This is a genomic window from Acidovorax sp. DW039, assembly GCF_037101375.1.
Taxonomy (GTDB): Bacteria; Pseudomonadota; Gammaproteobacteria; order Burkholderiales; family Burkholderiaceae_C; genus Acidovorax.
Genome location: NZ_AP029019.1, coordinates 633,806 through 655,330 on the forward strand (window position 1 = coordinate 633,806; position 21,525 = coordinate 655,330).

A 21,525-nucleotide genomic window follows, 5' to 3' on the forward strand; every position below is an offset into this window, starting at 1 on the left:
GGCCTGCCTTTTGGATGCCGGGGCTTTTGCTCCCGCGGATGTGCATTGGAGCAACATCCTGAGCGATTGCTGACTCGTTCTGCCAACAGGTCAACAGGTGGGTCAGGGCGCTGAGCTGCTGCGCAGCTTCAGGTCGGCAAAGTCGCCATTGGCCTGGGTGATCTTGATGCGCACGGGCAAATAACCCATGGACGGAGCCAGCCACAGCTCGGCCTTCTGGTCGTAATCGCGCCGGGGCAGGCGTTGCAGCTTCAGGGTGGGCAGGTTGCCCAGGGGCAGCGTGAGTGTTTCTGCTGCCTCCACGGTGAAGGTCCAGCGATCGGCGGCGGTGGCGCTCACGGTGGTGAGGGTGATTTGCGTGCCCGGCACAAACCGGTCAGGCGTTGCGGCCAGAAGGCCGGCAAGCTGGATGAAGACGCTCAGGCGGTCTTGCACCCCAGGGCCTATGGCCGCTTCGGGGGTGTTGGCGCTGAAAGTGACGCGGCCTTTGGCGTAGTCGAAATGTGCAGCCCGCTCACTGCGGTTGCGGTCGCCAAAGCGCTCGGGCTGCAGGCCCTGGTCGGTCACCATGCCGGTGCTGCGCTGGGTGCGTGATCCCACCAGAAACGCACTGATCTCCTGCCGGGCTTCGTACTTTGCGCCGTCGTGCTGCCACAGCAGCTCTGCACGGGCCTGGTAGTCAAATTTTTTGGCCTGACCCGCCACCTCAAAAGCCAGCCGCACCGGCGCGGGCAGCTTGACGGGTGGGGGCGCGGTGGTGGCGGACTTGTCGGTGCCGCCGCCCGGCGGGGTGATGTCCACCGCAGATCCTTCCGCCCCCCCGGCGGCAGCACCGGCACTGGCTGGCAAAGCATGGGCCGAAGCGGCTGCTGCGGGGGCCTGCGCCATAGGGTCAGCGGGTGCGGCAGCGACCTCGGCGGCACCGTCCGCACCTGTGGCCGTTGCCCCGTCGGTGCTGGCGGGCGGGACATCGGTGGCTGGGGTCTCGCTGGCTTCAGGGGGCTGGGGGGCCTCATCGCGCTGTGCTGCGGCGGGGCGGGAGCGATCTGCCACAGGCTTGTTGCGGGGCTTGGCGGCGGGCGGGCTCGGCTCGGCCGGCTGGGCGGCTGCGGGGGGCGCTGCCTCAGACGGCGGGGGCTGTGCCGGTGCAAGGGCTACGCTGCGGGTGCTGAAGACTTTGCCGTTGGGTGCGGCGCGGCTTTCCCACGACAAAGGCACGCCCTGCAGCACCAGCCAGTGCAGGGCCAGTACCAGGGCCGTCAGTACAAGCAGGGTCCGGCGCGGCATCAGTGCCTCGCAGCCACAGGGCTATACAACACCGTCATCCCCGCACTTTCCTGTCCAAGGTTTCCTGCCCACGGTTTCACGCGCACCCAGCGCCCAGGTCGCTGGAGAGCTGGGTAGCGGCTGCTCGCAGGGGCGCTTCCACTGCGCCGTTCCATTCCGGGTCAAAGGTGGCGATGGAGCCCAGCGTGGTGATGCCCAGCGCCAGATGTCCATCGGCGTCGAACACGGGGGCGCAAAACGCGACGATGCCGGGCAGCAGGGTATCTACCACGCGGGCCATGCCACGCTCGCGCACCTCGGCCAGCATGGCCTGCGCCTCGGCCAGGGTAGCGGGCAGGTCGGTGCGGCGCAGCTTGGCGGCCTGGGCCAGTTCAGTCTGCAGCAGGGGGGCTACGGCATCCGGCGGCATGTAGGCCGCAAAACAGCGCCCGGTGGCAGACGACAGCAGGGGCATCACATCGCCCAGGCGCAGGTTGGCCGTGACGGCCTGGGGCGATTCCTCCCAGTGCACGATGGTGGGGCCATGGTTGCCCCACACGGCCAGCGCCAGGGTGTGGCCGATCTGCTCCATCCAGCCCGGCACACGCTCACGCGCCAGGCGCATGGCATCCAGCCGCGCCAATGACGCCAGCCCCAGTTTGAGTGCGGCAGGCCCCAGGTCGTAACGGGCGGTGCGGGCATCCTGCGTGACCAGCCCCAGGCGCTGAAAGCTCACCAGATAGCGGTGCGCCTTGGCGGCGCTCATGCCCGCAGCCGCGGCCACGTCCTTGAGCATCAGCGGGCCGCGGGAGCGGGTCAGCCCCTCCAGCAGGGCAAATCCGACTTCTACCGACTGGATGCCTGCACGTTCTTTGTCCATGTGCACTAGAATTTGCGAGTTTTGTTTAGTTAAATCAATTTACCAAATCGTAATTTTGCTAAGGAGCTCCGTGCTCTGATTACGGTTCGGCATCTTCCAACCCTGAGAGACAAAGGTTCTGCCACCATGAAACTCGCTACGTACAAAGACGGCTCGCGCGACGGCCAACTGGTTGTGGTCTCCCGTGATCTGGGCACGGCCCATTATGCGACTGGCATTGCCACCAAGCTCCAGCAGGTGCTGGACGACTGGAGCTTCCTCTCGCCCCAGCTGCAGGACCTGTACGACCAGCTCAACAGTGGCCGCGCACGCCACGCCTTCCCGTTTGACCCGGCCCAGTGCATGGCTCCGCTGCCCCGCGCTTACCAGTGGGCGGATGGTTCGGCCTACATCAACCACGTCGAACTGGTGCGAAAAGCGCGCAACTCCGAGGTGCCCGAGAGCTTTTACACCGATCCGCTCATGTACCAGGGCGGCAGCGACGATTTCATCGGCCCCTGCGATCCGGTGGTGGTGCCCAGCGAGGCCATGGGCATCGACTTTGAAGCGGAAATTGCCGTCATCACTGGCGATGTGAAGATGGGCGCCAGCCCTGAGCAGGCGCTGGACGGCATCCGCCTGGTGATGATTGCCAACGACGTGAGCCTGCGCAACCTGATTCCTGCCGAACTGGCCAAAGGCTTTGGCTTCTTCCAGAGCAAGCCCGCCACGGCGTTTGGCCCCGTGGCCGTGACGCTGGACGAGCTGGGCGATGCCTGGGACAAAGGACGCGTCAACCTCACCGTGCAATCCACCTGGAATGGCCGCAAGGTGGGCATGTGCGACGCAGGCCCCGAGATGACCTTCCACTTCGGCCAGCTCATTGCCCACATTGCCAAGACCCGCAACGTGCGTGCAGGCTCCATCGTGGGCAGCGGCACCGTGAGCAACAAAGGCGTGGAGCAGAACGGCCGCATGGAATGGCCCAAGGGCTACAGCTGCATTGCCGAAAAGCGCTGCATCGAAACCATTCAGGACGGCAAGCCCAGCACCGAATTCATGAAGTTTGGCGACACCATCCGCATCGAGGTCAAGGGCAAGGACGGCTCCAGCATCTTTGGCGCCATCGACCAGGAGATTGCGTCGCCCGAAGCGGCTTGAGCCCACCCCCACGAAGCTGGGGTGCATCACGCCCTGGTTATAGATAAAAATGGCTCTAGCGCTTACCGGGTAAGCGCTGGCAGCTATCAAAAATAAAGCAAACGGAGACAAACCATGCAACGCAGAACCCTTCTTTCAGCCCTTCCTGCCCTGGCCGCCACGGGCGCAACTCTTTCAGCGCCCTGGGCACGTGCACAAGCCAACTGGCCGGACCAGCCCCTGCGCTGGGTCGTGCCCTACCCCGCAGGTGGCGGCACCGACGTGCTGGCCCGCACCGTGGCCGAGGCCATGCGCCAGACGCTGGGCCAGCAGATCGTGGTGGACAACCGCCCCGGCGCATCCACCAACATTGGCGCGCAAATGGTGGCCACTACCAAGCCCGACGGCAACACCTTCATGTCGGCCGACAACGCCGTGCTGGCCTTTAACGAGCACCTGTTCAGCAAGCTGCCGTTCAACCCTGAAAAGGACTTCACCTATGTGGGCGGCATCAGCCGCTTTCCGCTGGCACTGGTGGTGAACCCGGCGTTTGAAGCCAAGACGGTGAAGGAATTCCTGGCCTACGCCCGCGCCAACCCTGGCAAGCTCAACTACGCATCGCCCGGCAATGGCTCGCCCCACCATCTGGCGATGGAAATGTTCAAGCACCGCACCAAGACCTTCCTCACGCACATTCCTTACCGGGGTGCGGCCCCTGCGCTGCAGGATGTGATGGGTGGGCAGGTGCCTTGCATGTTTCTGGACCTGGCTGCGGGCCTGCCGGTCATTACTTCTGGCAAGGTGCGGGCGCTGGCCATCGGCTCTGCCAAGCGCGTAGCAGCCCTGCCCGACGTGCCCACGCTGGCCGAGGCCGGTGTGCCAGACACGGAGGTGTTCGCCTTCCAGGGCATTCTGGCCCCTGCAGGCCTGCCCGCCGCCATCACCACCCGTCTGAACGCAGAACTGAACAAGGCCTTGGTCAACCCTGCCGTGGTCAAGCGCATGCAGGACTTTGGCATGGAGGCGCTGCCCGGAACCCCTGACCAGTTCCGCACCCTGGCGCGCGCGGAGTCGCGGCGATGGGGTGAGATCATCAAGGCTGCGGGAGTCAAACTGGATTGAGTTTGTTGTCTGAATGTGAATTGCTGTATGTAACAAACACTTACCTGCATTTGCATACAGATAGATAAAATTTGCACGGCAACCGGAGCCCGTCCATCCTTACCGGGGATGGACGGGCTCTTTGCTTTTCCAGACAACACAACGCAGCAGGCCCTGTTTCTTCTGGCCCGCAATGGCGTTGATTCCGATCATCCAGAGAGAGGGAAGCCATGGTTCGTAAGCCCGTTCACACCCGGGAAGATGTCGTTTTGACCGCAGCTGTCGGGCAAGCCACTTGCGCGGCAGATTTCGGCACGCCTGTTGTGCCACAGGTGGCCTCGCCTGCTGGCTGGCGCGCTGCAGTGGCATTCAGTGCCTTGGTGGCCCTGTCCGCTTGCGGTGGGGGCAGCGACAACGGGGGAACCACGGTGAACACCGAGCCGCCCACCCTGACCCCCACCACCCCGCTGCCAGCGCCCGTACCTGATCCGGTACCTGCGCCCACCCCCACCCCTGCACCCACCCCAGCACCTGCACCCACCCCTGCACCCACCCCAGCACCAGCACCAGCACCAGCACCAGCACCAGCACCAGCACCAGCACCAGCACCAGCACCAGCACCAGCACCAGCACCAGCACCAGCACCAGCACCTGCACCTGCACCAGCACCAGCACCTGCACCTGCACCTGCACCAGCACCTGCACCAGCACCAGCACCTGCACCTGCACCAGCACCTGCACCAGCACCAGCACCAGCACCAGCACCAGCACCAGCACCAGCACCAGCACCAGCACCAGCACCAGCACCAGCACCAGCACCAGCACCAGCACCAGCGCCAGCGCCAGCGCCAGCGCCTGCTCCTGCTCCTGCTCCTGCTCCTGCTCCTGCTCCCGCATCGGCTGCGCGCATTTCCAGTATTGAGCTGGCCCAAACCATGGTGTATCCCGTCACGGACGCCGAACTGGTTCTGGTCAAGAACAAGAATGTGCTGCTGCTGGCCAAGGTCACCACCACCAATACGGCAGAGGCCAAGCCGTCCGGTTCGGTGCGGGTGGAAAGCAGCTCCGGGCAGTTGCTGCAGACCATTGCGCTCACACCTCCCACGGGGGCCATCCCTACCAGCGCACCCACCTCGCCCAGCTTTGCTACGGCCTACTCGGCCACCATCCCGGCATCGCTGATCAACAGCGGCGTGGTGTTCAAGGTCAGCCTGGCCAACGGGCAGACTCCCACCACAGTCACTCCGCGGGTGGGGGCGGAGAACGCCATCACGCTGGTGGCGGTACCGGTCAAGATCCAGTCCACCACTGTGTCCATGCCTTCCGGCATGGGCGATTACTTCCAGCCCAAGGTGCCCGTGGCCAAGGTGACCGAGCAGATCCACGCCACTTTCACCTCGACCGCTGTGCCCACCTTCCCGGCGGACGAGTCCGAATGGTCCACCGCCATGAGCAAGATACTGGGTGAAATGGCTGCTTTGCGTACCAGCGAGAGCGGCGGCAGCCGCACTTATTACTACGGCTTTCTGCCCAAGACCACTTATGGGCAAGTGGGGTTGGGATATGTGTCGGGCAACGCAGCCGTGGGCGTGGGCAAATTTGGCTCCAACTCAGGCGTGGCGCTGGACACCATGGTCCACGAACTTGGCCACAACCTGAGCCTGAGCCACGCCCCCTGCGGAGTGACTGGCGGTGATCCCCAGTACCCCTATGCGGGAGGCACTCTGGGAGGCAGTGGTCGCTACATCTGGGGCTACAACCTCAGCACCGGTGCCTTCATTGATGCGACCGACCCCAAGAAGTACGATGCCATGAGCTATTGCAGCGGCAACAGCTTCTCGGACTACAACTACCGCAAGATGCAGAAGTACCTGACTCCTGCGGATGCGCTGTATGTCGGGGAGTCCAAGGCGGCAGAAGCGCCCCAGGAGCTGCTGCTGGTCAGCGGCCAGCTCGACGCGAATGGCGTGCAGGTCAATCCGCTCAAAGCATTCCAGGGCATCGCTCAAAGGCCCGCACCCGGCCCCTACACGCTGCGCATCGTCACCACGGGGGGCACGGTTCAGTACCCATTTGCCACGGAAACTTTGGACCACCGCACAGATGTGTCCATGTTCAGCTTCTCGGTGCCCAACCCGGGGCAGGTGCTGTCTGTGGCCGTGCTGCGTGGCGAGCAGGTGCTGTACAGCACCCAGGCTACGGCCAAGAGCGGCATCTACACCAAGTCTGCCGTGCAGATGACTGCGGTGGAGCAGGGCGGCACGCTGACCGTGCAGTGGGATGCGCAGACCTACCCCTACCTGATGGTGACCCACGTGGGCGACAAGCGATCCACCCTGATCGTGGACGCCAAGGGCGGGCGCTTGCAGCTCCCCATCCAGGGCGTACCGGCAGGCGGCCGCTACGAGCTGAGTTTTTCTGATGGGCTGAACACAGTGCGTGTGGAGCAAAAGCGTTAAGACCAAGCGTTAAGGATGTCCTGCATAACCCTCGCGAGGCAGTGATAGTGCGGGTTGGGATGGGCCACAAGGCGTCTTTTTGCAGCCAATAGCCGTGCTATTGGCAAGAAAAGCAACGCAGTGGACCGCCCGAAGCCGTGCTATCACAGTCCGCAGGGAGTTATGCAGGACATCCTTCAGACTTTGCGTCAGTTCTGGAATCACACAAAAGGGGCTCAGGCCCCTTTTTCATGGGTCCTTGTTGGTGGTGGAGCGCTGGACGCAGCGATGGGGGCGAATGCAGCTGCAACCAAGAGGCTGCTCACAGGGCCGTAGGGTTGTCGCCAAGGTGGCGTGCGCAGGCTGGAGCAGAGCGCTACGCTTGAAAGCCTGTCTGCCTCTGTGCGTCTGTCTTTCGGTTCTGCCGGGATGCGCTGAAGCAGGCTCAATTCACAACAGCTTCAGGAAGGTCCCCACGCCATGCTCAACTTTGATTTTCACAACCCCACGCGCATCCTGTTCGGCCAGGGCCGCATTGCCGATCTGGACAAGCAAGTCCCTGCCAACGCCAAGGTGCTGATCCTCGTGGGCGGGGCGAGCGCCGAAAAAAACGGAACCCTGGCCGAAGTGCGTGCCGCACTGGGCAGCCGCCAGCACGCCACCTTCACTGGCATTGAGCCCAACCCCAGCTACGAAACCTCGATGAACGCCGTGGCACAGATCCGCGAAGGCGGGTTTGACTTTCTGCTGGCTGTGGGCGGCGGTTCGGTGATCGATGCGACCAAATTCATCGCGGCTGCCGTGCTGTTCGAAGGCGGCGACCCTTGGGCGATTCTGGAAAAGTTTGGCCGCAACGTGCAGCGCGCCATGCCATTTGGCGCCGTGCTCACGCTGCCCGCCACGGGCTCGGAGATGAACAACGGCAGCGTCATCACCCACCGTGCCGAGGGGGCCAAACTACCCTTCAGCAGCGAACACACTTACCCCCGCTTCTCGGTGCTGGACCCCACCAAAACCTACACCCTGCCACCCCAGCAACTGGCCAACGGTGTGGTCGACGCCTTTGTGCACACGGTAGAGCAGTACCTGACCTATCCCGTCAACGCCCCGGTGCAAGACCGCTTTGCCGAAGGCATCCTGCACACGCTGATCGAGGTGGGGCCGCGCCTGCTCACCGCCCCCGAGCCCGTGTACGACGACCGCGCCAACCTGATGTGGGCCGCCACCATGGCGCTCAACGGTCTGATCGGCGCGGGTGTGCCGCAAGACTGGGCCACCCACATGATCGGCCACGAGCTCACGGCGCTGCACGGCATTGACCATGCCCGCACCCTCGCCATCGTGCTGCCTGCGTTGCTGAACGAGCGCCGTGGTCCCAAGGGCGCCAAGCTGCTGCAGTACGCCGAGCGCGTGTGGGGCATCACCACCGGCAGCGAAGACGAACGCATCACCCGCGCCATTGAGCGCACCCGTGATTTCTTTGAAAGCATGGGCATCCGCACCCGCCTGTCCGGCTACGGCCTGGGCGCAGAGGTGATCGAGAAGGTGATTGCCCAGCTCGAAGCCCACGGCATGGTCAAGCTGGGTGAGCAGCGCGAGATCACGCCTGCGGTGAGCCGCCGGATTCTGGAGGCAGCGCTGTAAGCGTATTGGCGAAGGTTTCAAGTAAAAATAGCTGCCAGCGCTTGCTGATCAAGCGCTGACTGCTATTGTTTTTGTAGTGTTCTCAGGCAGCGGTGCTGCTGGTCGCCTCCACCTCCACCAGGCAGTCATAAAACGTGGGTGCGCGGCCCAGGTCTGTCAGGGCCTGGCTTGTCAGCTCGTTCACGTTGGTGCCGTTCAGCCCCAGCTTGCGCCACCAGATGCCCAGGCCGTTGACCACGCCCGGGCGGGCTCGGTTCGACACTTCGGCGTGGCATTCGTAGCTGCCCCGGTCGTTGAACACGCGCACAGTGCTGCCGTCGGCAATGCCACGCGCGGCGGCGTCGTCGGGGTGTATCTCCAGCAGCGGGCGGCCTTCGATGGTGCGCAGGCTTTTGACGTTGACGAAGGTGGAGTTGAGGAAGTTGCGCGCTGGAGGCGAGATCATCGCCAGCGGATAGCGGGTGTGGGTGCCCGCCAGTTCGTAGTTGGGCAGGTGGTCGGGCAGACCATCCAGGCCCTGCGCGGCCAGGCGGGCGCTGTAGAACTCGCATTGGCCAGAGGGCGTGGGGAAGTGGCCTTCGGCAAACGGCGCATCGGGCAGGTTCAGCGTGGCAAAGCCTTGGGATTCGAGCAGGGCGTAGTCCACCGCCTTGCCAAAGGCCTGGCGGCACAGGGCCTCGTCACTGTCGGCAAAGCAGGGGGCTGTAAAGCCCATGCGGGCGGCCAGGTCACGGAAGATCTGGGCGTTGCTGCGCGCCTCGCCCATGGGGGCGACGGCGGGGCGGTTGAGCAGCACATCGGTGTGACCGTAGCTCAGGTGCACGTCCCAGTGCTCCAGCTGGGTGGTGGCGGGCAGGATGTAGTCGGCGTAGTCGGCCGTGTCGGTGTGAAAGTGCTCCAGCACCACGGTGAACAAATCCTCGCGTGCAAAGCCCTGCACCACCTTGCCGGACTCGGGCGCCACGGCCACGGGGTTGCTGTTGTAGACCACCACGGCTTCGACTTTGGGGCCGAAGGTGGGCGAGGTCTCGCGCAGCAGGTCGTCGCCAATGGTGGACATGTTGAGGGTGCGCGGTGTGCGGCCCGCCAGCAGGTCCGGCCTGTGCAGCGCAGCGCGATCCACCGGAAACTGGCCCGAGCTGGACAGCAGCAACCCGCCCGCGCGATGCCGCCATGCGCCGATGAGCGCGGGCAGGCAGGCCACAGCGCGCACGGCATTGCCGCCGCCACGCACGCGCTGCATGCCGTAGTTCAGGCGGATGGCGGCGGGCTTCATCGTCCCGTAGTCGCGGGCAAGCTGGCGGATCTGTTCGACCGGAATCCCGCACACCTCGGCAGCGCGCTCGGGTGGCCACTGCAGGGCGCGCTCGCGCAACAGGTCCCAGCCCAGCGTGTGGCGGGCGATGTAGTCGTGGTCCAGCCAATCGTTCTGGATCAGCTCGTGCATCAGCGCCAGGGCCAGCGCGGCGTCCGTGCCAGGGCGCAGGGCGATGTGTTCGTGGCACTTGTCTGCGGTCTCGCTCTTGCGCGGATCAATGCATACCAGCTTGGCTCCATTGCGTTTGGCCTGCTGGGCGTAGCGCCAGAAGTGCAGGTTGCTGCCAATCGAGTTGCTGCCCCAGATGAGGATGAGCTGCGATTCGGCAAAGCACTCCACCTTCATGCCCACCTTGCCGCCCAGCGTCTGCACCAGCCCCTCGCCACCGGCTGAAGCGCAGATGGTGCGGTCCAGCAGCGAAGCGCCCAGTTGGTGGAAGAAGCGCCGGTCCATGCTCTCGCCCTGCACCATGCCCATGGTGCCCGCGTAGCTGTAGGGCAGGATGGCTTCGGGAGAGTGGGCAGCAATGGCTTGCAGGCGCTGGGCGATGTCGGCCAGGGCTTCGTCCCAGGTCACGGGCGCGAATTGCCCGCTGCCTTTGGCGCCAGTGCGCTTGAGGGGGGTCAGGATGCGCTCTGGGTGATAGGTGCGTTCGGTGTATTTGCTCACCTTGGCGCACAACACGCCATCGGTGTGCGGATGGGCAGGGTTGCCCTGCACGCGGGTGGCCACGCCGCTCTCCACGGTGGTGATCAGGCTGCAGGTGTCAGGGCAGTCGTGGGGGCATGCGCCGCGCACTGTCAATACCGGCGCGGGTGTGGGATTTACGCTATTAGATACAGACATTTTGTGGTGGTCGTCTGAAAATTGGAATGTAATAAGTTGTAGGTTGCCAACGCTAGGCAGGGCTCACTTTGCGGGGCTTGGCTGGGCACCTGTACCCCGCATTTCCTGTCTCTCGGAACCCATATCGATCATGAAAACTACCATGAACCCCCAGTTATTGAGCCGCAGGCGTTTTTCCGTGGGAGTAGGGGCCGCCGCGCTGGCCGGCTTCGGTGTGGCCCGTGCGCAAAGCGAGGGCCGCATCGTGCTCGGTCAGTCTGCACCATTTTCAGGCCCGGCGGCGCAACTGGGTATTCAGTTCAACCAGGGGGCCAAGCTGTTTTTTGATCAGCTCAATGCTGCGGGCGGCATCGGCAAGCGCACGGTGGAGATCCGCACGCTGGACGACGGCTATGAGCCCGACCGCTGTGCCGAAAACACCCGCAAGTTCATCGCCGACGATGTGTTTGCCTTGTTTGGCTATGTGGGCACGCCCACCAGCATGGCCGCGTTGCCCTTGTTCTCTCAGGCCAAACTGCCATTTTTTGCACCCTTCACGGGGGCGGAATCCTTGCGCCAGCCCTTCAACCGCCTGGTGTTTCACGTGCGTGCGTCTTACTACGATGAGACTGCGCTCATCGTGCGCCAGCTGGTCAACCTGGGGCTCAAGAAGATTGCCGTTTTTCACCAGAACGACGCTTATGGCAAGGCGGGGCTGGACGGGGTGACCAAGGCCCTGACGGAGCAAAAGCTCACCATGCTGGCTGCCGCGACAGTGGAGCGCAATTCGGTAGACGTGTCCGCTGCGGTGGAAAAGCTGGTCGCCGCCAAGCCTGACGCGGTAGTGCAGATCGCGGCCTATGGTGCCAGTGCTGCATTTGTGCGGGCTGCACGCAAGGCCGGATATGGCGGCACGTTCTACAACGTCTCGTTTGTGGGCACGCAGGCCCTGGCCGACGAGCTGGGCAAGGACGGCGCCGGTGTGGTGGTATCGCAGGTGGTGCCGTCTCCCTACCAACCCTCCCGCCAGATCACGCGCGAGTTTCTGGACGCCATCAAGAAGGGCGGCGACAAGGTACAGGCCAACTACTCCAGCATGGAAGGCTTCCTGGCCGCACGCATCTTCACGGAAGGCCTTCGCCAGGCCCAGTCCAGCGGCAAGATCACCCGCGAAAACCTGATCGGTGGTCTCGAATCCATCGGCACGCAGGTCATTTCAGGCTTCCCGGTGTCGTTTGCCCCCAACGATCACATCGCGTCGCACTTTGTCGAAATGTCCATGCTCACAGGGGATGGACGGGTGCGTACTTGAGACGGCTCTGTCAAGCGTCTCCCGACCGTTAGCTTTTGCGTATTTCAGGCTCCGTCTGTATTGCCAAAAGCAGAAGTGCTGGCCAGACCCTGCATGAACGCCTCGCAGCGTGCAAGCTGCTCCAGGCTCACAAACTCGTCGGGCTGGTGTGCGTGCTGGATGCTGCCAGGGCCGCACACCACGGTGGGGATTCCTGCCCTTTTGAAAAGCCCGGCTTCGGTGCCGAATGCCACCAGGGTGGTGGTGCTTTCGCCGCTGAGCTGTTGGGCCAGGCGGGTGATGGCGTCGTCTTTGCTGCCCAGGAAGCTGGGCACCTCGCAAATGGTCTCAAACTGGAAGCCTGCTTCGGGCGCCACCTTCTGCATGCCCGGCTCCAGCGATCGGGCGTAGGCCAGCACTTCGGCCTGCATCTGTGCCGCATTGGCGGTGGGCAGATCGCGGAATTCATAGCGGAACTCAGCGTCGCGCGGCACCACGTTGTCGGCAATCCCCCCGTGGAACTGCCCCACGCTGGCGGTGGAGAACGGGACATCAAAGCCCTCAAACCGGGGCTCGTGTTTTTCAAATCCTTCGGCCATGTCGCGCACCCGGCTGACCAGGCGGGCCGCCATTTCGATGGCGTTCACGGAATGCGGAGTCAGGGATGAGTGCGCCTCTTTGCCGCGCACGCAGCATTTGTAGCGGTACACCCCTTTGTGGGCTATGGCTGGAATCATGAGCGTGGGCTCACCCACAATGCACGCAAGGGGCTGTATGCCGGCGTCGCGCATGTCAGCAATCAACTCCCGCACGCCAAAGCACCCTACTTCCTCGTCATAGCTGAAGGCAAAGTGCACGGCGAACGGGGCCGGGCTGTGGGCGAACTGTTCAGCATGGGCCAGCGCCAAGGCAATGAACGCCTTCATGTCTGCGCTGCCGCGCCCATACAGACGCCCATCCGCCACCTGGCCTCCCAGAGGGTCCATGCTCCAGTTCTGTCCCGTCCAGGGCACCGTGTCCGTGTGGCCGGAGAGGATGATGCCCGCAGGTTTGCCTTCTCCCAGCGTGGCAAACAGGTTGGCCTTGGTCTTGTCGGCATTGAAGGTCAGGCGGCTGCGCACGCCCAGCTGGGCCAGCCTGTCGCGTATGAAATGGATCAGCTCCAGGTTGGAGTTCTGGCTGACGGTGTTCATGCGCACCAGGGTCTGCGCAAGTTCAAGGGCGTGGGCAGAGAGCATGGGTTCTCACTTCGGTCTGTGGATGAAGACGTGCCATGGGTTGAATACCCGTCTTGCAACAGGTGGTCTGCCACATGGGTGATGGCATGGGTGTTGCTGGCGGGCTAGACTGTGCCATCGTAAGGATACATACCATCATGAACGTTATCGACTCCATCGTCACCCAGGCTGCGGGCATTGCTGCCGTTCGCCGCGATATCCACGCCCACCCCGAACTGTGTTTTGAAGAAGTCCGCACTGCCGATGTGGTGGCGGGCAAGCTCACGGAATGGGGCATTCCGGTACACCGGGGCCTGGGCAAGACGGGGGTGGTGGGCATCGTGCACGGTCGTGATGGCGGTGCCTGTGGCCGCGCCGTGGGCCTGCGGGCCGACATGGACGCCTTGCCCATGCAGGAGTTCAACACCTTTGCCCATGCCAGCAAGCATGCGGGCAAGATGCACGCCTGCGGGCACGACGGCCATACCGCCATGCTGCTGGCAGCGGCGCAGCACCTGGCCAAGCACCGTAACTTTGACGGCACCGTGTACCTCATCTTCCAGCCTGCAGAAGAGGGCGGCGGCGGTGCGCGCGTGATGATCGAGGACGGTCTGTTCGAGCAGTTTCCCATGCAGGCCGTGTACGGCATGCACAACTGGCCCGGCATGCGCGCTGGCACCATGGCCGCCAGCGCCGGGCCCGTGATGGCATCGACCAGCGAATTCAAGATTACGGTGCGCGGCAAGGGTGGCCATGCCGCCATGCCGCACATGGGCGTAGACCCTGTGCCGATTGCCTGCCAGATGGTGCAGGCCTTCCAGACCATCATCAGCCGCAACAAGAAGCCGGTGGATGCGGGCGTGATCTCGGTCACCATGATCCACACCGGCGAGGCCACCAACGTGGTGCCCGACAGCTGCGAGCTGCAGGGCACGGTGCGCACGTTCTCGTTCGAGGTGCTCGACCTGATCGAAAAGCGCATGCGCCAGGTGGCCGAGCACACCTGCGCCGCGCACGATGCCGTGTGCGACTTTGAATTTGTGCGCAACTACCCGCCCACCATCAACACCCCCGCCGAAGCCCAGCTGGCCCGCAAGGTGATGGCCAGCATCGTCGGAGAAGACAACGCGCTGGAGCAGGAGCCCAGCATGGGCGCGGAAGACTTTGCCTACATGCTGCAGGCCAAACCAGGGGCCTACTGCTTCATTGCCAACGGCGACGGCACCCACCGCGAGATGGGGCATGGCGGCGGCCCCTGCACGCTGCACAACCCCAGCTACGACTTCAACGACGACCTGATCCCCCTGGGGGCCACCTTCTGGGTGCGCCTGGCCGAGGAGTGGCTGGCCCAGGCGGCGTCTTCGGCTGCGTGATATTTACGACAGGCATCGCGGGCCATGGCAGCGAGCGTGCGCACCGCTGCCTGCCCCCGCGCCACCCGTACCGCGTCACCCGCCACCTGCATTGGCTTCTTTGAACATTGATTGAAAGCACCTCTCCATGATCGGTATCCCTCAAGCGTTCTCTCCCACCTACGCCATCGCCCGCAAGAAGTTTCTGGAGGCTGCAGCGGCTGGCGGGCTGGCTCTGGAATCCCATGTGCACCCGCTGCCTGGGCGCGAGGGGGAGGTGCTGGCCATGGATGTGGCGCTGGACGGGGTGCCGGATGCCGACAAGCTGCTCATCGTCAGCAGCGCCTGCCACGGGGTGGAGGGCTACTGCGGCAGCGGTGTGCAGGTGTTTGCCCTGCACGACGCCGAATGGCGCGCCAAGGCGCGGGATGCGGGCGTGGCCGTGCTCTACATCCATGCCCTCAACCCGTATGGCTTTTCGCACGTTCGCCGCACCACGCACGAAAACGTGGACCTCAACCGCAACTTCCACTCTTTCAAAGAGCCGCTGCCCCGCAACGACGCCTACCGCGAGGTCGCCCACCTGCTGCTGCCCGATGTGTGGCCGCCTGACGCTGCCAACACCCGCGCCGTGCAGGCGTTTCTGGCAGAGCGGGGCGAGGCCGCCTGGCAAGCGGCCATCACCCGCGGGCAGCACGAGTTTCCACAAGGCCTGTTCTTTGGCGGCACTGCGCCCACCTGGAGCAACCAGACGCTTCGGCAGGTGTTGCGTGAGCACGGCCAACGCGCCAAGCAGGTGGCCTGGATTGACCTGCACACCGGCCTGGGCCCCAGCGGCCTGGGTGAGCGGATCTACGCAGGCAAAGACGACGCAGCGGCCGTGCAGCGCGCCCGCCGCTGGTGGGATGGTGGCGGTGCCACGCCCGTCACCTCCATTTATGACGGATCTTCCACCTCGGCCTTCCTCACCGGCCTGATGTGGACCGCCATCTACGACGAGTGCCCGCAGGCCGAGTACACCGGCATTGCCATGGAGTACGGCACCGTACCCGTCACCGAAGTCATCCAGGCCCTGCGCGCCGAGCACTGGCTCAATATCCACCCCGAAGCCCCGGCCGAGCTGGCGGCGCAGATCAAGGCGCATATGCTGGCAGCCTTCTATACCGATACGGATGAGTGGAAAGGGCAGATCGTCAGCCAGGCAAGGCAGTCGCTGTTCCAGGCGGTGGATGGGCTGGTGGCAGGCTGATAGGGTATAGATGAAAATTGTATGCAGCGCTCATGGATAAAGCGCAAGCAGCTATCAAAAATATAGTAATTGGTTTGGCGACTCTGCATGGCATGGGCACAGTCCGCCGGGTGCGCAGCTGCATCCTAATGTCGTGTGTGCGTCGCTCGCTCATCGGGGTGTAGCCGCATGGCACCGAGCCCGCCGTAAGATCGTACGGGCCTGTTTTTCGCATCCTTTCCCTATTCCTACGGAGACACCGCATGTCCGACCTGAACGCCACTTTTGAAGCTGCCGTTGCCAACTCCAAGAACCTGTCCGAGCGCCCTGACAATCCCACGCTCCTCAAGATTTATGCCCTGTACAAGCAGGCTACGGCAGGTGACAACACCGAGAAGAAGCCCAGCTTCTCCGACGTGGTGGGCCGCGCCAAGTGGGAGGCCTGGGAAAAGCTCAAGGGCACGGACGCAGACACTGCCAAGCAGCAGTACATCGAACTGATCGAGTCTCTGCGCTGATCCCAGCGTTGTTAGTAAAGCGGCCTCAGGGCCGCTTTTGTTTTGGGTCGAGCACATGCCACCAGCTCGGCAGCAGCGCGCGCACCTGGGCGCGCTGGTAGCGGTCATCCATCAGAAACACCACGCCCCGGTCCTGCTCGGTGCGGATGACGCGACCGGCGGCCTGTACCACCTTGCGCAGGCCCGGGTACAGATAGGTGTAGTCATAGCCCTTGCCGCTGCCAAAGTGCAGGTCCATGGCGCGGCGCATCTGCTCGTTCACAGGGTTGATCTGCGGCAGCCCAAGCGTAGCGATGAACGCACCAATCAACCGGTGTCCAGGCAGGTCCACCCCCTCAGAAAAAGCCCCGCCCAGCACGGCAAAGCCCATGCCTTGGCCTCCCTCCTGAAAGCGCTGGAGGAAGGCCGCACGTTCGGCCTCGTCCATGCCCGCAGTCTGCTGCCACTGGGGTATCTCGGGGTGGTGCCCCTGCAATGCGAGGGCAATGCGCTGCAGGTAGTCAAAGCTGCTGGCAAAGCACAGGTAGTTGCCCGGCTGCAACGCGTACTGGGCGGCCAGCACCTCCACCAGCGGCAGTAGCGAGCGGTCCCGGTCCGCATACCGGGTGGATACATGGCCCACCACCTGCACGGCCAGCTGCCCTGCGTGGAAGGGCGAATCCACATCCACAAACGGTGTTTCAGCCGGAAGCCCGAGCAGGTCCTGGTAGTAATGGGCAGGGGTGAGCGTGCCCGAGAAAAACACGCTGGACTGCGCTGCGGCATGGCGCGGCTGCAGGTGCGGGGCTGGCACGATATTGCGGATGCACAGGGTGCTGTGCACACCCTTGCGGGCGCCGCCGGTGTGCGGCGGATGCAGGCTCACGTCCAGCACCGCGTGGGTGCCGAACTGTTCGGCCATGGCGGCAAAGTGCAGCGCCTCCAGGTAAAAGGTCAGCACCGGGTCGCCGGGCAGCAAGGGGGCTTCAGACTGGGCTTGCGCCACAGCACCGATGGCGCGCTCAACGGCCGTGGTCAGGTCTGTAGGCAGCTCTGGCAGAGCCCGGTACGCGGTGTCCTGCTCGCGCTGCAGGGCACTCCAGCTGCGCTGCACTTTGTCCAGCGCCTTGCGCACTGCGCCAGTGGCTGTGCGCCGCGCCTCTGCCAGGGTGTGGGGTTGCAGTTCTGCGGTGTACATGCGCCGGGCGCGATCGGGCAGGTTGTGGGCTTCGTCCACCAGCACTCCCACCTTCCATTGGCGCGATACCGTCAGCGCATACAGCATGGCGGCACTGTCGTAGTAGTAGTGGTAGTCCGCCACCGCCACATCGCACCACTTGGTCATCTCCTGCGCCAGGTAATAGGGGCAGATGCGATGGGTCAGTGCTTCGGCGCGCACTGTGGCTCCATCCCACATGCCTGCGCGTTGCTGCAGGGCGTTGCGCGCAGCGGGCAGGCGGTCGTAAAAGCCTTGGGCCAGCGGGCAGGATTCGCCATGGCAGGCTTTGTCCGGGTGCTCGCACACCTTGTCGCGGGCCAGCACGTCCAGCACGCGCAGGGTGGCTGGCTGGGGCGGCAAAGGGGCGGGTTGCGCATGGGCCGTGTGCGGCACCGCCAGCTGGGCCTGCACCCGCGCCAAGGCCTCCAGGGCCAGTGCATGGCCTGTGCCCTTGGCGGTGAGGAAGAAGAGCTTGTCCAGCCCCTTGCGGGCGCTGGCCTGCAGCATGGGAAAGAGGGTGCCCAGCGTCTTGCCGATACCCGTGGGAGCCTGCGCCAGAAGACACTGGCCTGCATCAGCCCGCACGCTGCGGTACACCGCCACAGCCAGGTCGCGCTGCCCCGCCCGAAAGGCCCCGTGCGGAAATGTCAGCGCAGCCAGGGCAGCATCGCGCGCTTGCCGGTGCTGCAGTTCGCTGCGGGCCCAGTCCTGAAAGCGGGTGCACAGGTCCTCAAAAAAGGCCTGCAGATCAGCGGCCGTGTGGGTTTCCACCAGCACGGTCTCGTGGCCGGTGCCGGTCTGTGCGTACACCAGGGCGACGTGGATGCGGTCCAGTGCCCGGGCCTGGCACATCAGGTGCCCGTACACGCGGGCCTGTGCCCAGTGCAGCGCGCGCTGGTGGGGGCGCACGCTGTCCAGGTCGCCCCGGTAGGTCTTGATCTCTTCCAGTTGCTGGCGTGCAGCATCAAAGCCGTCAGCCCGGCCCCGCACCACCAGGGCGCCCAAGGCTCCCGACAGCGGCACTTCGGCCTCGTACCCCGGCCCGCGCCGCGCCTGCACCAGCCGGTGGCCCTCCATGCCTTCGAGCGCGCTGGGGGCGGGGGTGTAGCGCAGGTCCAGGTCGCCCGCACGGGCTGTGAACTCGCACAGGGCGCGCACGGACACGGAGAGCGCTACGGCCGGCGGCGGGGGGGCACTGGCCGGGCACGTAACGTCAGACGGGGTGTCGGCCGTGACGACTGTGACGACTGTGGGGGCTGCGTCAGTCATGTCGCATTCCGTGCAGTACCCGGTGCCGAGAGGGCTCCAGGGGGAGCGGGATGCGCTCTGGCGGTGGGGTGCTCTTGCCAGCGCACATGGCACACCGTGGCGGGCAGGCCGTGGTAATGGCAGTACTGCAGCCAGCGGATCTGGTTGTCCTGCAGCTTGTCGCCGGGGCCTTTCACCTCCACCAGGGCATAGCGCTGCTCGGCAGGCCAAAAGCGCACCAGATCCGGAAAGCCGGTGCGGTGGGCCACCGGGCTTTGCAACATGCGTGCAAAAAACAGGCGCAGGTGCGCCGCCGGAATGCACTGCAGCGCCAGGGCCAGAAGGGGTCGGGTCAGCGCACTCCAGAACACGTACGGCGACTGCAGGCCGTGCTTGTCTTCGTAGCGCTGCAAGAGGGTGCCGCGGTAACTGCCATCGTCCAGCTGCTGCAGGCATTGCGTGAACAGATCCGCGCGGCGCGCCACAAAGTCCGGAGCATCCAGGTCGGCCGGGCCGCTTTGGAAGGGGTGAAAGAACGCCCCGGGCAGCGGCGCAAACAGGGCTGGCCAGCACAGCAGGCCGAACAGGCTGTTGATGAGCGCGTTCTCTGTGTAGAAAACGGGCGCAGCCTCGGTATGCCAGTGGTTGCGCAGCGCCCATTCCACGGTGGGTTCTGGCTGCAGTGGCGCGTCTGCATTGATGGCCGGGGCAGGACGGGTGGGGCGGGGCAGCGTGATGTCGAGCGGTGTGGGCAGGCTTGCCTGCAGACGGGTGCGGCGCTGCCTTGGCAGGTGCAGCGGTGCCCCTGTCTGTGGGGCGCAGCGCACCAGGCGCGGCAGCATGCGTGCCAGGCGCTGGCTTTCTTCCTCACTCTCTGGCGCAGCCTGCGCCTGCAGGGCCAGGCGAAGGGCCTGCTCAGGCAAGCCCATGCGCTCATGCACCCGGATGTGGCGGTGCCGGGCCCCCGGGTGCTGGCTGCTGGCGTAGGCCTGCGCGGCCAGCGGCCAGTTCTGGGCCTTCTCGCACGCCTGCCCGATGCGCATCAGCAGCTTGGCCCGGCGGCGTTCCAGCCAGGGGTTGGCGCTGGTGCACTGCTGCACCGTGTGCAGCAAGGCGGCATGGTCCACTGGGGCATCCTCGTCGAGCGCATCTCGGTGCTTTTGCAGGGCAAGGTAGTGGTCCACATCGGCCCGGCTCTGAAAGGCGCGCGAGTGGGCATCGAACGGCACGGTCTCGTAGCGGAACAGGCCCAGGTCGGCCAGCACAAACTCTGACCAGTCCTGGTACAGATTGCCAAAGAACATGAGCCGCAGCCGGGTGCAGATGTCTCCCACGGTGACACGCCATGCGGCATCGCCCCCGCCGGGGCACCACTGTGCATAGGGTTGAGCTGCAGGGTGCAAGGTGCGCAAGGCGGCCAGCAGCGCGGGCTTGGGGAGCGTACGGAACATCGCACCTTGCAGCCCCTGCGGGTGGGCCGGGCGAAACAGCGCGCGCAGTTCTGGCAGGGTGTGCACCGTGCCCAGCTCGTCCAGGGTCATGGGGGCATCTGCATCCAGCCAGCCCGCGGCCAGCAGCGGGGCGGCGGCGGCTTGCACATCGCCAATCTCGTCGTAGGCCAGGCGGCTTGCGCGGAACCAGGGGCCCCGCCGCATCACCAGTCGTACCATCAGTGCCTGCGCGGGCTGGGGCAGCGTGGCAAAGCGGCTGGCAAAGGCGTGCTCGCTCTCGCCCAGCACGTCCGGGTAGCGTGCGCTGATCCAGTCCAGGGCGCGGCGAAAGTTGTGCAGGTAGTACAGCCGGTGCGGGGCCGTGGGGGCTGCTTGCGGGTCTGTGGGGGTCATCTGCCCTCGGGCATGGCGGCAGTGCCGCCCGTCCACCCCTTGGGCAGGCCTGCCAGCGGGGTCATGCCGTACAGGGGCTCTTCGGGCAGTCCTGCCTGCAGGGCTTGCCGCGCGAGCAGCAGGCGCTCGTAATCCAAGCCCGTGGCAATGCCCATGGCTTCGAACATGAAGACCAGGTCTTCGGTGACCACATTGCCCGATGCACCGGGCGCGTAGGGGCAGCCGCCCAGGCCGCCTTGCGATGCGTCGAAGGTGCGCACGCCCACGTCATAGGCGGCCAGGCAGTTGGCCAGGCCCAGGCCGCGGGTGTTGTGCATGTGGGCCGCGCCTGCCTTGGGGCCCAGCTCGGCGCGCAGGCGGGTGAACAGGCGGCGCACCTGTGCAGGGTTGGCCATGCCGGTGGTGTCCGACAGGCCCACCTCATCCACCCCCGCCTCGGCGCATTGCACCGCCAGGCGGATCACGTCGTCCTCGGGCACCAGCCCCTGCAGGGTGCAGCCAAAGGCGGTCGAGAGGCCCACCTCGATCAGCGCCTGCGGTGCGGTGTCGGCCCGCAGTTGCACCACGGCCTGCAGCTCCTGCACCATGGCGGCGGGTGTCTTGCGCACGTTGGCCAGCGAATGCGCTTCGCTGGCAGACACGGGTAGCGTCACCTTCTGCACGCCAGCCTGCAAGGCGGCTTCGGCCCCACGCAGGTTGGGGGCCAGCGCCATCACGGTGATGTGCGGGTGCTGGGCCACGGCATGGTGCACCACTTCAGCCACATCGGCCATCTGCGGCAGCAGCCTGGCGGGCACGAAGGAGCCGACTTCAATTTCACGCAGACCTGCCGTCACCAGCGCGTCAATCCAGCGCAGCTTGTGGGCTGTGGGCATGGTGGTGGCGATGGACTGCAGGCCGTCGCGCGGGCCGACTTCGCTGATGAGTACGTGGGGCGTGGTCATGGGGGCGGTTTCGTGAAACTGGGAGCGGCTGACACAACCTGGCGACGCGGACCTGAACGGGTTTGACCCGACGGAACAACGACGCCAGAGGCGC

At 65.0% G+C, this 21,525-nt stretch carries 16 protein-coding genes; 8 read left to right on the forward strand and 8 right to left on the reverse strand.

From position 1 onward, the window contains the following. Positions 1–102: 102 nt before the first annotated feature. Both AACH87_RS02855 and AACH87_RS02860 read right to left on the reverse strand, forming a co-directional pair. A complete protein-coding gene (locus tag AACH87_RS02855) occupies positions 103–1,287 on the reverse strand; it encodes a DUF3108 domain-containing protein (RefSeq protein WP_338797213.1) in 1,185 nt (394 codons plus the stop codon). A gap of 76 nt (positions 1,288–1,363) precedes the next feature. Then, a complete protein-coding gene (locus AACH87_RS02860; protein ID WP_338797215.1) occupies positions 1,364–2,146 on the reverse strand; it encodes an IclR family transcriptional regulator in 783 nt (260 codons plus the stop codon). Between the two features lie 126 nt (positions 2,147–2,272). Between AACH87_RS02860 and AACH87_RS02865 the strand changes: the two genes are divergently transcribed. Together AACH87_RS02865 and AACH87_RS02870 are read left to right on the forward strand one after the other, a co-directional pair. After that, the gene (locus AACH87_RS02865; RefSeq protein ID WP_338797216.1) at positions 2,273–3,286 is read left to right on the forward strand and encodes a fumarylacetoacetate hydrolase family protein; all 1,014 of its coding nucleotides are present in this window, start codon (positions 2,273–2,275) and stop codon (positions 3,284–3,286) included. Positions 3,287–3,400: 114 nt separating this feature from the next. Next, positions 3,401–4,387 carry a tripartite tricarboxylate transporter substrate binding protein gene (locus AACH87_RS02870; protein WP_338797217.1) on the forward strand — a complete coding sequence of 329 codons (987 nt, stop codon included), beginning with the start codon at positions 3,401–3,403 and terminating at the stop codon, positions 4,385–4,387. 348 nt (positions 4,388–4,735) lie between these two features. On the opposite strand, the gene AACH87_RS02875 is transcribed toward AACH87_RS02870, so the two are convergent. Beyond that, positions 4,736–5,263: a hypothetical protein gene (locus AACH87_RS02875; protein WP_338797218.1), complete on the reverse strand. Its 528-nt coding sequence runs from the start codon at positions 5,261–5,263 to the stop codon at positions 4,736–4,738. A gap of 38 nt (positions 5,264–5,301) precedes the next feature. Here AACH87_RS02875 and AACH87_RS02880 point away from each other — a divergent pair, with 38 nt between their 5' ends. Next, complete coding sequence (locus AACH87_RS02880) at positions 5,302–6,825, forward strand: M66 family metalloprotease (RefSeq protein ID WP_338797219.1); 1,524 nt, start codon at positions 5,302–5,304, stop codon at positions 6,823–6,825. A 459-nt stretch (positions 6,826–7,284) separates the two neighbouring features. After that, entirely contained in the window at positions 7,285–8,448 is a 1,164-nt protein-coding gene (locus AACH87_RS02885; RefSeq protein ID WP_338797220.1) for an iron-containing alcohol dehydrogenase, read from the forward strand. A gap of 82 nt (positions 8,449–8,530) precedes the next feature. Here the strand turns inward: AACH87_RS02885 and AACH87_RS02890 are convergent, their stop codons facing one another. Continuing rightward, entirely contained in the window at positions 8,531–10,612 is a 2,082-nt protein-coding gene (locus AACH87_RS02890; protein ID WP_338797221.1) for a molybdopterin oxidoreductase family protein, read from the reverse strand. A 142-nt stretch (positions 10,613–10,754) separates the two neighbouring features. Between AACH87_RS02890 and AACH87_RS02895 the strand changes: the two genes are divergently transcribed. Then, positions 10,755–11,903, forward strand: a complete 1,149-nt coding sequence (locus AACH87_RS02895) for an ABC transporter substrate-binding protein (RefSeq protein ID WP_338798832.1) — start codon at positions 10,755–10,757, stop codon at positions 11,901–11,903. A gap of 44 nt (positions 11,904–11,947) precedes the next feature. Here the strand turns inward: AACH87_RS02895 and argE are convergent, their stop codons facing one another. Then, on the reverse strand, positions 11,948–13,120 hold the full coding sequence (argE, locus tag AACH87_RS02900) for an acetylornithine deacetylase (RefSeq protein WP_338797222.1): 1,173 nt from the start codon (positions 13,118–13,120) through the stop codon (positions 11,948–11,950). A gap of 137 nt (positions 13,121–13,257) precedes the next feature. On the opposite strand from argE, the gene AACH87_RS02905 reads away from it, so the two are divergent. The 3 genes from AACH87_RS02905 (at position 13,258) to AACH87_RS02915 (ending at position 16,197) form a co-directional block, all read left to right on the forward strand. Next, the gene (locus AACH87_RS02905; protein ID WP_338797223.1) at positions 13,258–14,472 is read left to right on the forward strand and encodes a M20 aminoacylase family protein; all 1,215 of its coding nucleotides are present in this window, start codon (positions 13,258–13,260) and stop codon (positions 14,470–14,472) included. A 127-nt stretch (positions 14,473–14,599) separates the two neighbouring features. Next, entirely contained in the window at positions 14,600–15,700 is a 1,101-nt protein-coding gene (locus AACH87_RS02910; protein WP_338797224.1) for a M14 family metallopeptidase, read from the forward strand. Between the two features lie 242 nt (positions 15,701–15,942). After that, positions 15,943–16,197 carry an acyl-CoA-binding protein gene (locus AACH87_RS02915; protein ID WP_338797225.1) on the forward strand — a complete coding sequence of 85 codons (255 nt, stop codon included), beginning with the start codon at positions 15,943–15,945 and terminating at the stop codon, positions 16,195–16,197. Positions 16,198–16,222: 25 nt separating this feature from the next. Here AACH87_RS02915 and AACH87_RS02920 read toward each other — a convergent pair whose 3' ends face one another. From AACH87_RS02920 to AACH87_RS02930, 3 genes are read right to left on the reverse strand one after another with little or no spacing between them, the layout of a single operon-like run. Further along, the gene (locus AACH87_RS02920; protein ID WP_338797226.1) at positions 16,223–18,664 is read right to left on the reverse strand and encodes an ATP-dependent DNA helicase; all 2,442 of its coding nucleotides are present in this window, start codon (positions 18,662–18,664) and stop codon (positions 16,223–16,225) included. Next, positions 18,661–20,487 (reverse strand): VRR-NUC domain-containing protein, encoded by a 1,827-nt coding sequence (locus tag AACH87_RS02925; RefSeq protein WP_338797228.1) that lies wholly within the window; start codon positions 20,485–20,487, stop codon positions 18,661–18,663. Before AACH87_RS02925 ends, AACH87_RS02920 begins: the two co-directional genes overlap by 4 nt. Then, complete coding sequence (locus AACH87_RS02930) at positions 20,484–21,431, reverse strand: hydroxymethylglutaryl-CoA lyase (protein WP_338797230.1); 948 nt, start codon at positions 21,429–21,431, stop codon at positions 20,484–20,486. Before AACH87_RS02930 ends, AACH87_RS02925 begins: the two co-directional genes overlap by 4 nt. Positions 21,432–21,525 lie beyond the last annotated feature (94 nt).

Bases quoted from the DNA above. Each gene is read 5' to 3' on its own strand.
- AACH87_RS02895 (WP_338798832.1), top strand. From the start codon at position 10,755: ATGAACCCCCAGTTATTGAGCCGCAGGCGTTTTTCCGTGGGAGTAGGG.
- AACH87_RS02905 (WP_338797223.1), top strand. From the start codon at position 13,258: ATGAACGTTATCGACTCCATCGTCACCCAGGCTGCGGGCATTGCTGCC.
- AACH87_RS02915 (WP_338797225.1), top strand. From the start codon at position 15,943: ATGTCCGACCTGAACGCCACTTTTGAAGCTGCCGTTGCCAACTCCAAG.
- AACH87_RS02910 (WP_338797224.1), top strand. From the start codon at position 14,600: ATGATCGGTATCCCTCAAGCGTTCTCTCCCACCTACGCCATCGCCCGC.
- AACH87_RS02880 (WP_338797219.1), top strand. From the start codon at position 5,302: ATGGTGTATCCCGTCACGGACGCCGAACTGGTTCTGGTCAAGAACAAG.
- AACH87_RS02885 (WP_338797220.1), top strand. From the start codon at position 7,285: ATGCTCAACTTTGATTTTCACAACCCCACGCGCATCCTGTTCGGCCAG.
- AACH87_RS02930 (WP_338797230.1), bottom strand. From the start codon at position 21,431: ATGACCACGCCCCACGTACTCATCAGCGAAGTCGGCCCGCGCGACGGC.
- AACH87_RS02920 (WP_338797226.1), bottom strand. From the start codon at position 18,664: ATGACTGACGCAGCCCCCACAGTCGTCACAGTCGTCACGGCCGACACC.
- AACH87_RS02875 (WP_338797218.1), bottom strand. From the start codon at position 5,263: ATGCGGGAGCAGGAGCAGGAGCAGGAGCAGGAGCAGGAGCAGGCGCTG.
- AACH87_RS02855 (WP_338797213.1), bottom strand. From the start codon at position 1,287: ATGCCGCGCCGGACCCTGCTTGTACTGACGGCCCTGGTACTGGCCCTG.
- AACH87_RS02890 (WP_338797221.1), bottom strand. From the start codon at position 10,612: ATGTCTGTATCTAATAGCGTAAATCCCACACCCGCGCCGGTATTGACA.
- AACH87_RS02925 (WP_338797228.1), bottom strand. From the start codon at position 20,487: ATGACCCCCACAGACCCGCAAGCAGCCCCCACGGCCCCGCACCGGCTG.
- argE (WP_338797222.1), bottom strand. From the start codon at position 13,120: ATGCTCTCTGCCCACGCCCTTGAACTTGCGCAGACCCTGGTGCGCATG.
- AACH87_RS02865 (WP_338797216.1), top strand. From the start codon at position 2,273: ATGAAACTCGCTACGTACAAAGACGGCTCGCGCGACGGCCAACTGGTT.
- AACH87_RS02870 (WP_338797217.1), top strand. From the start codon at position 3,401: ATGCAACGCAGAACCCTTCTTTCAGCCCTTCCTGCCCTGGCCGCCACG.
- AACH87_RS02860 (WP_338797215.1), bottom strand. From the start codon at position 2,146: ATGGACAAAGAACGTGCAGGCATCCAGTCGGTAGAAGTCGGATTTGCC.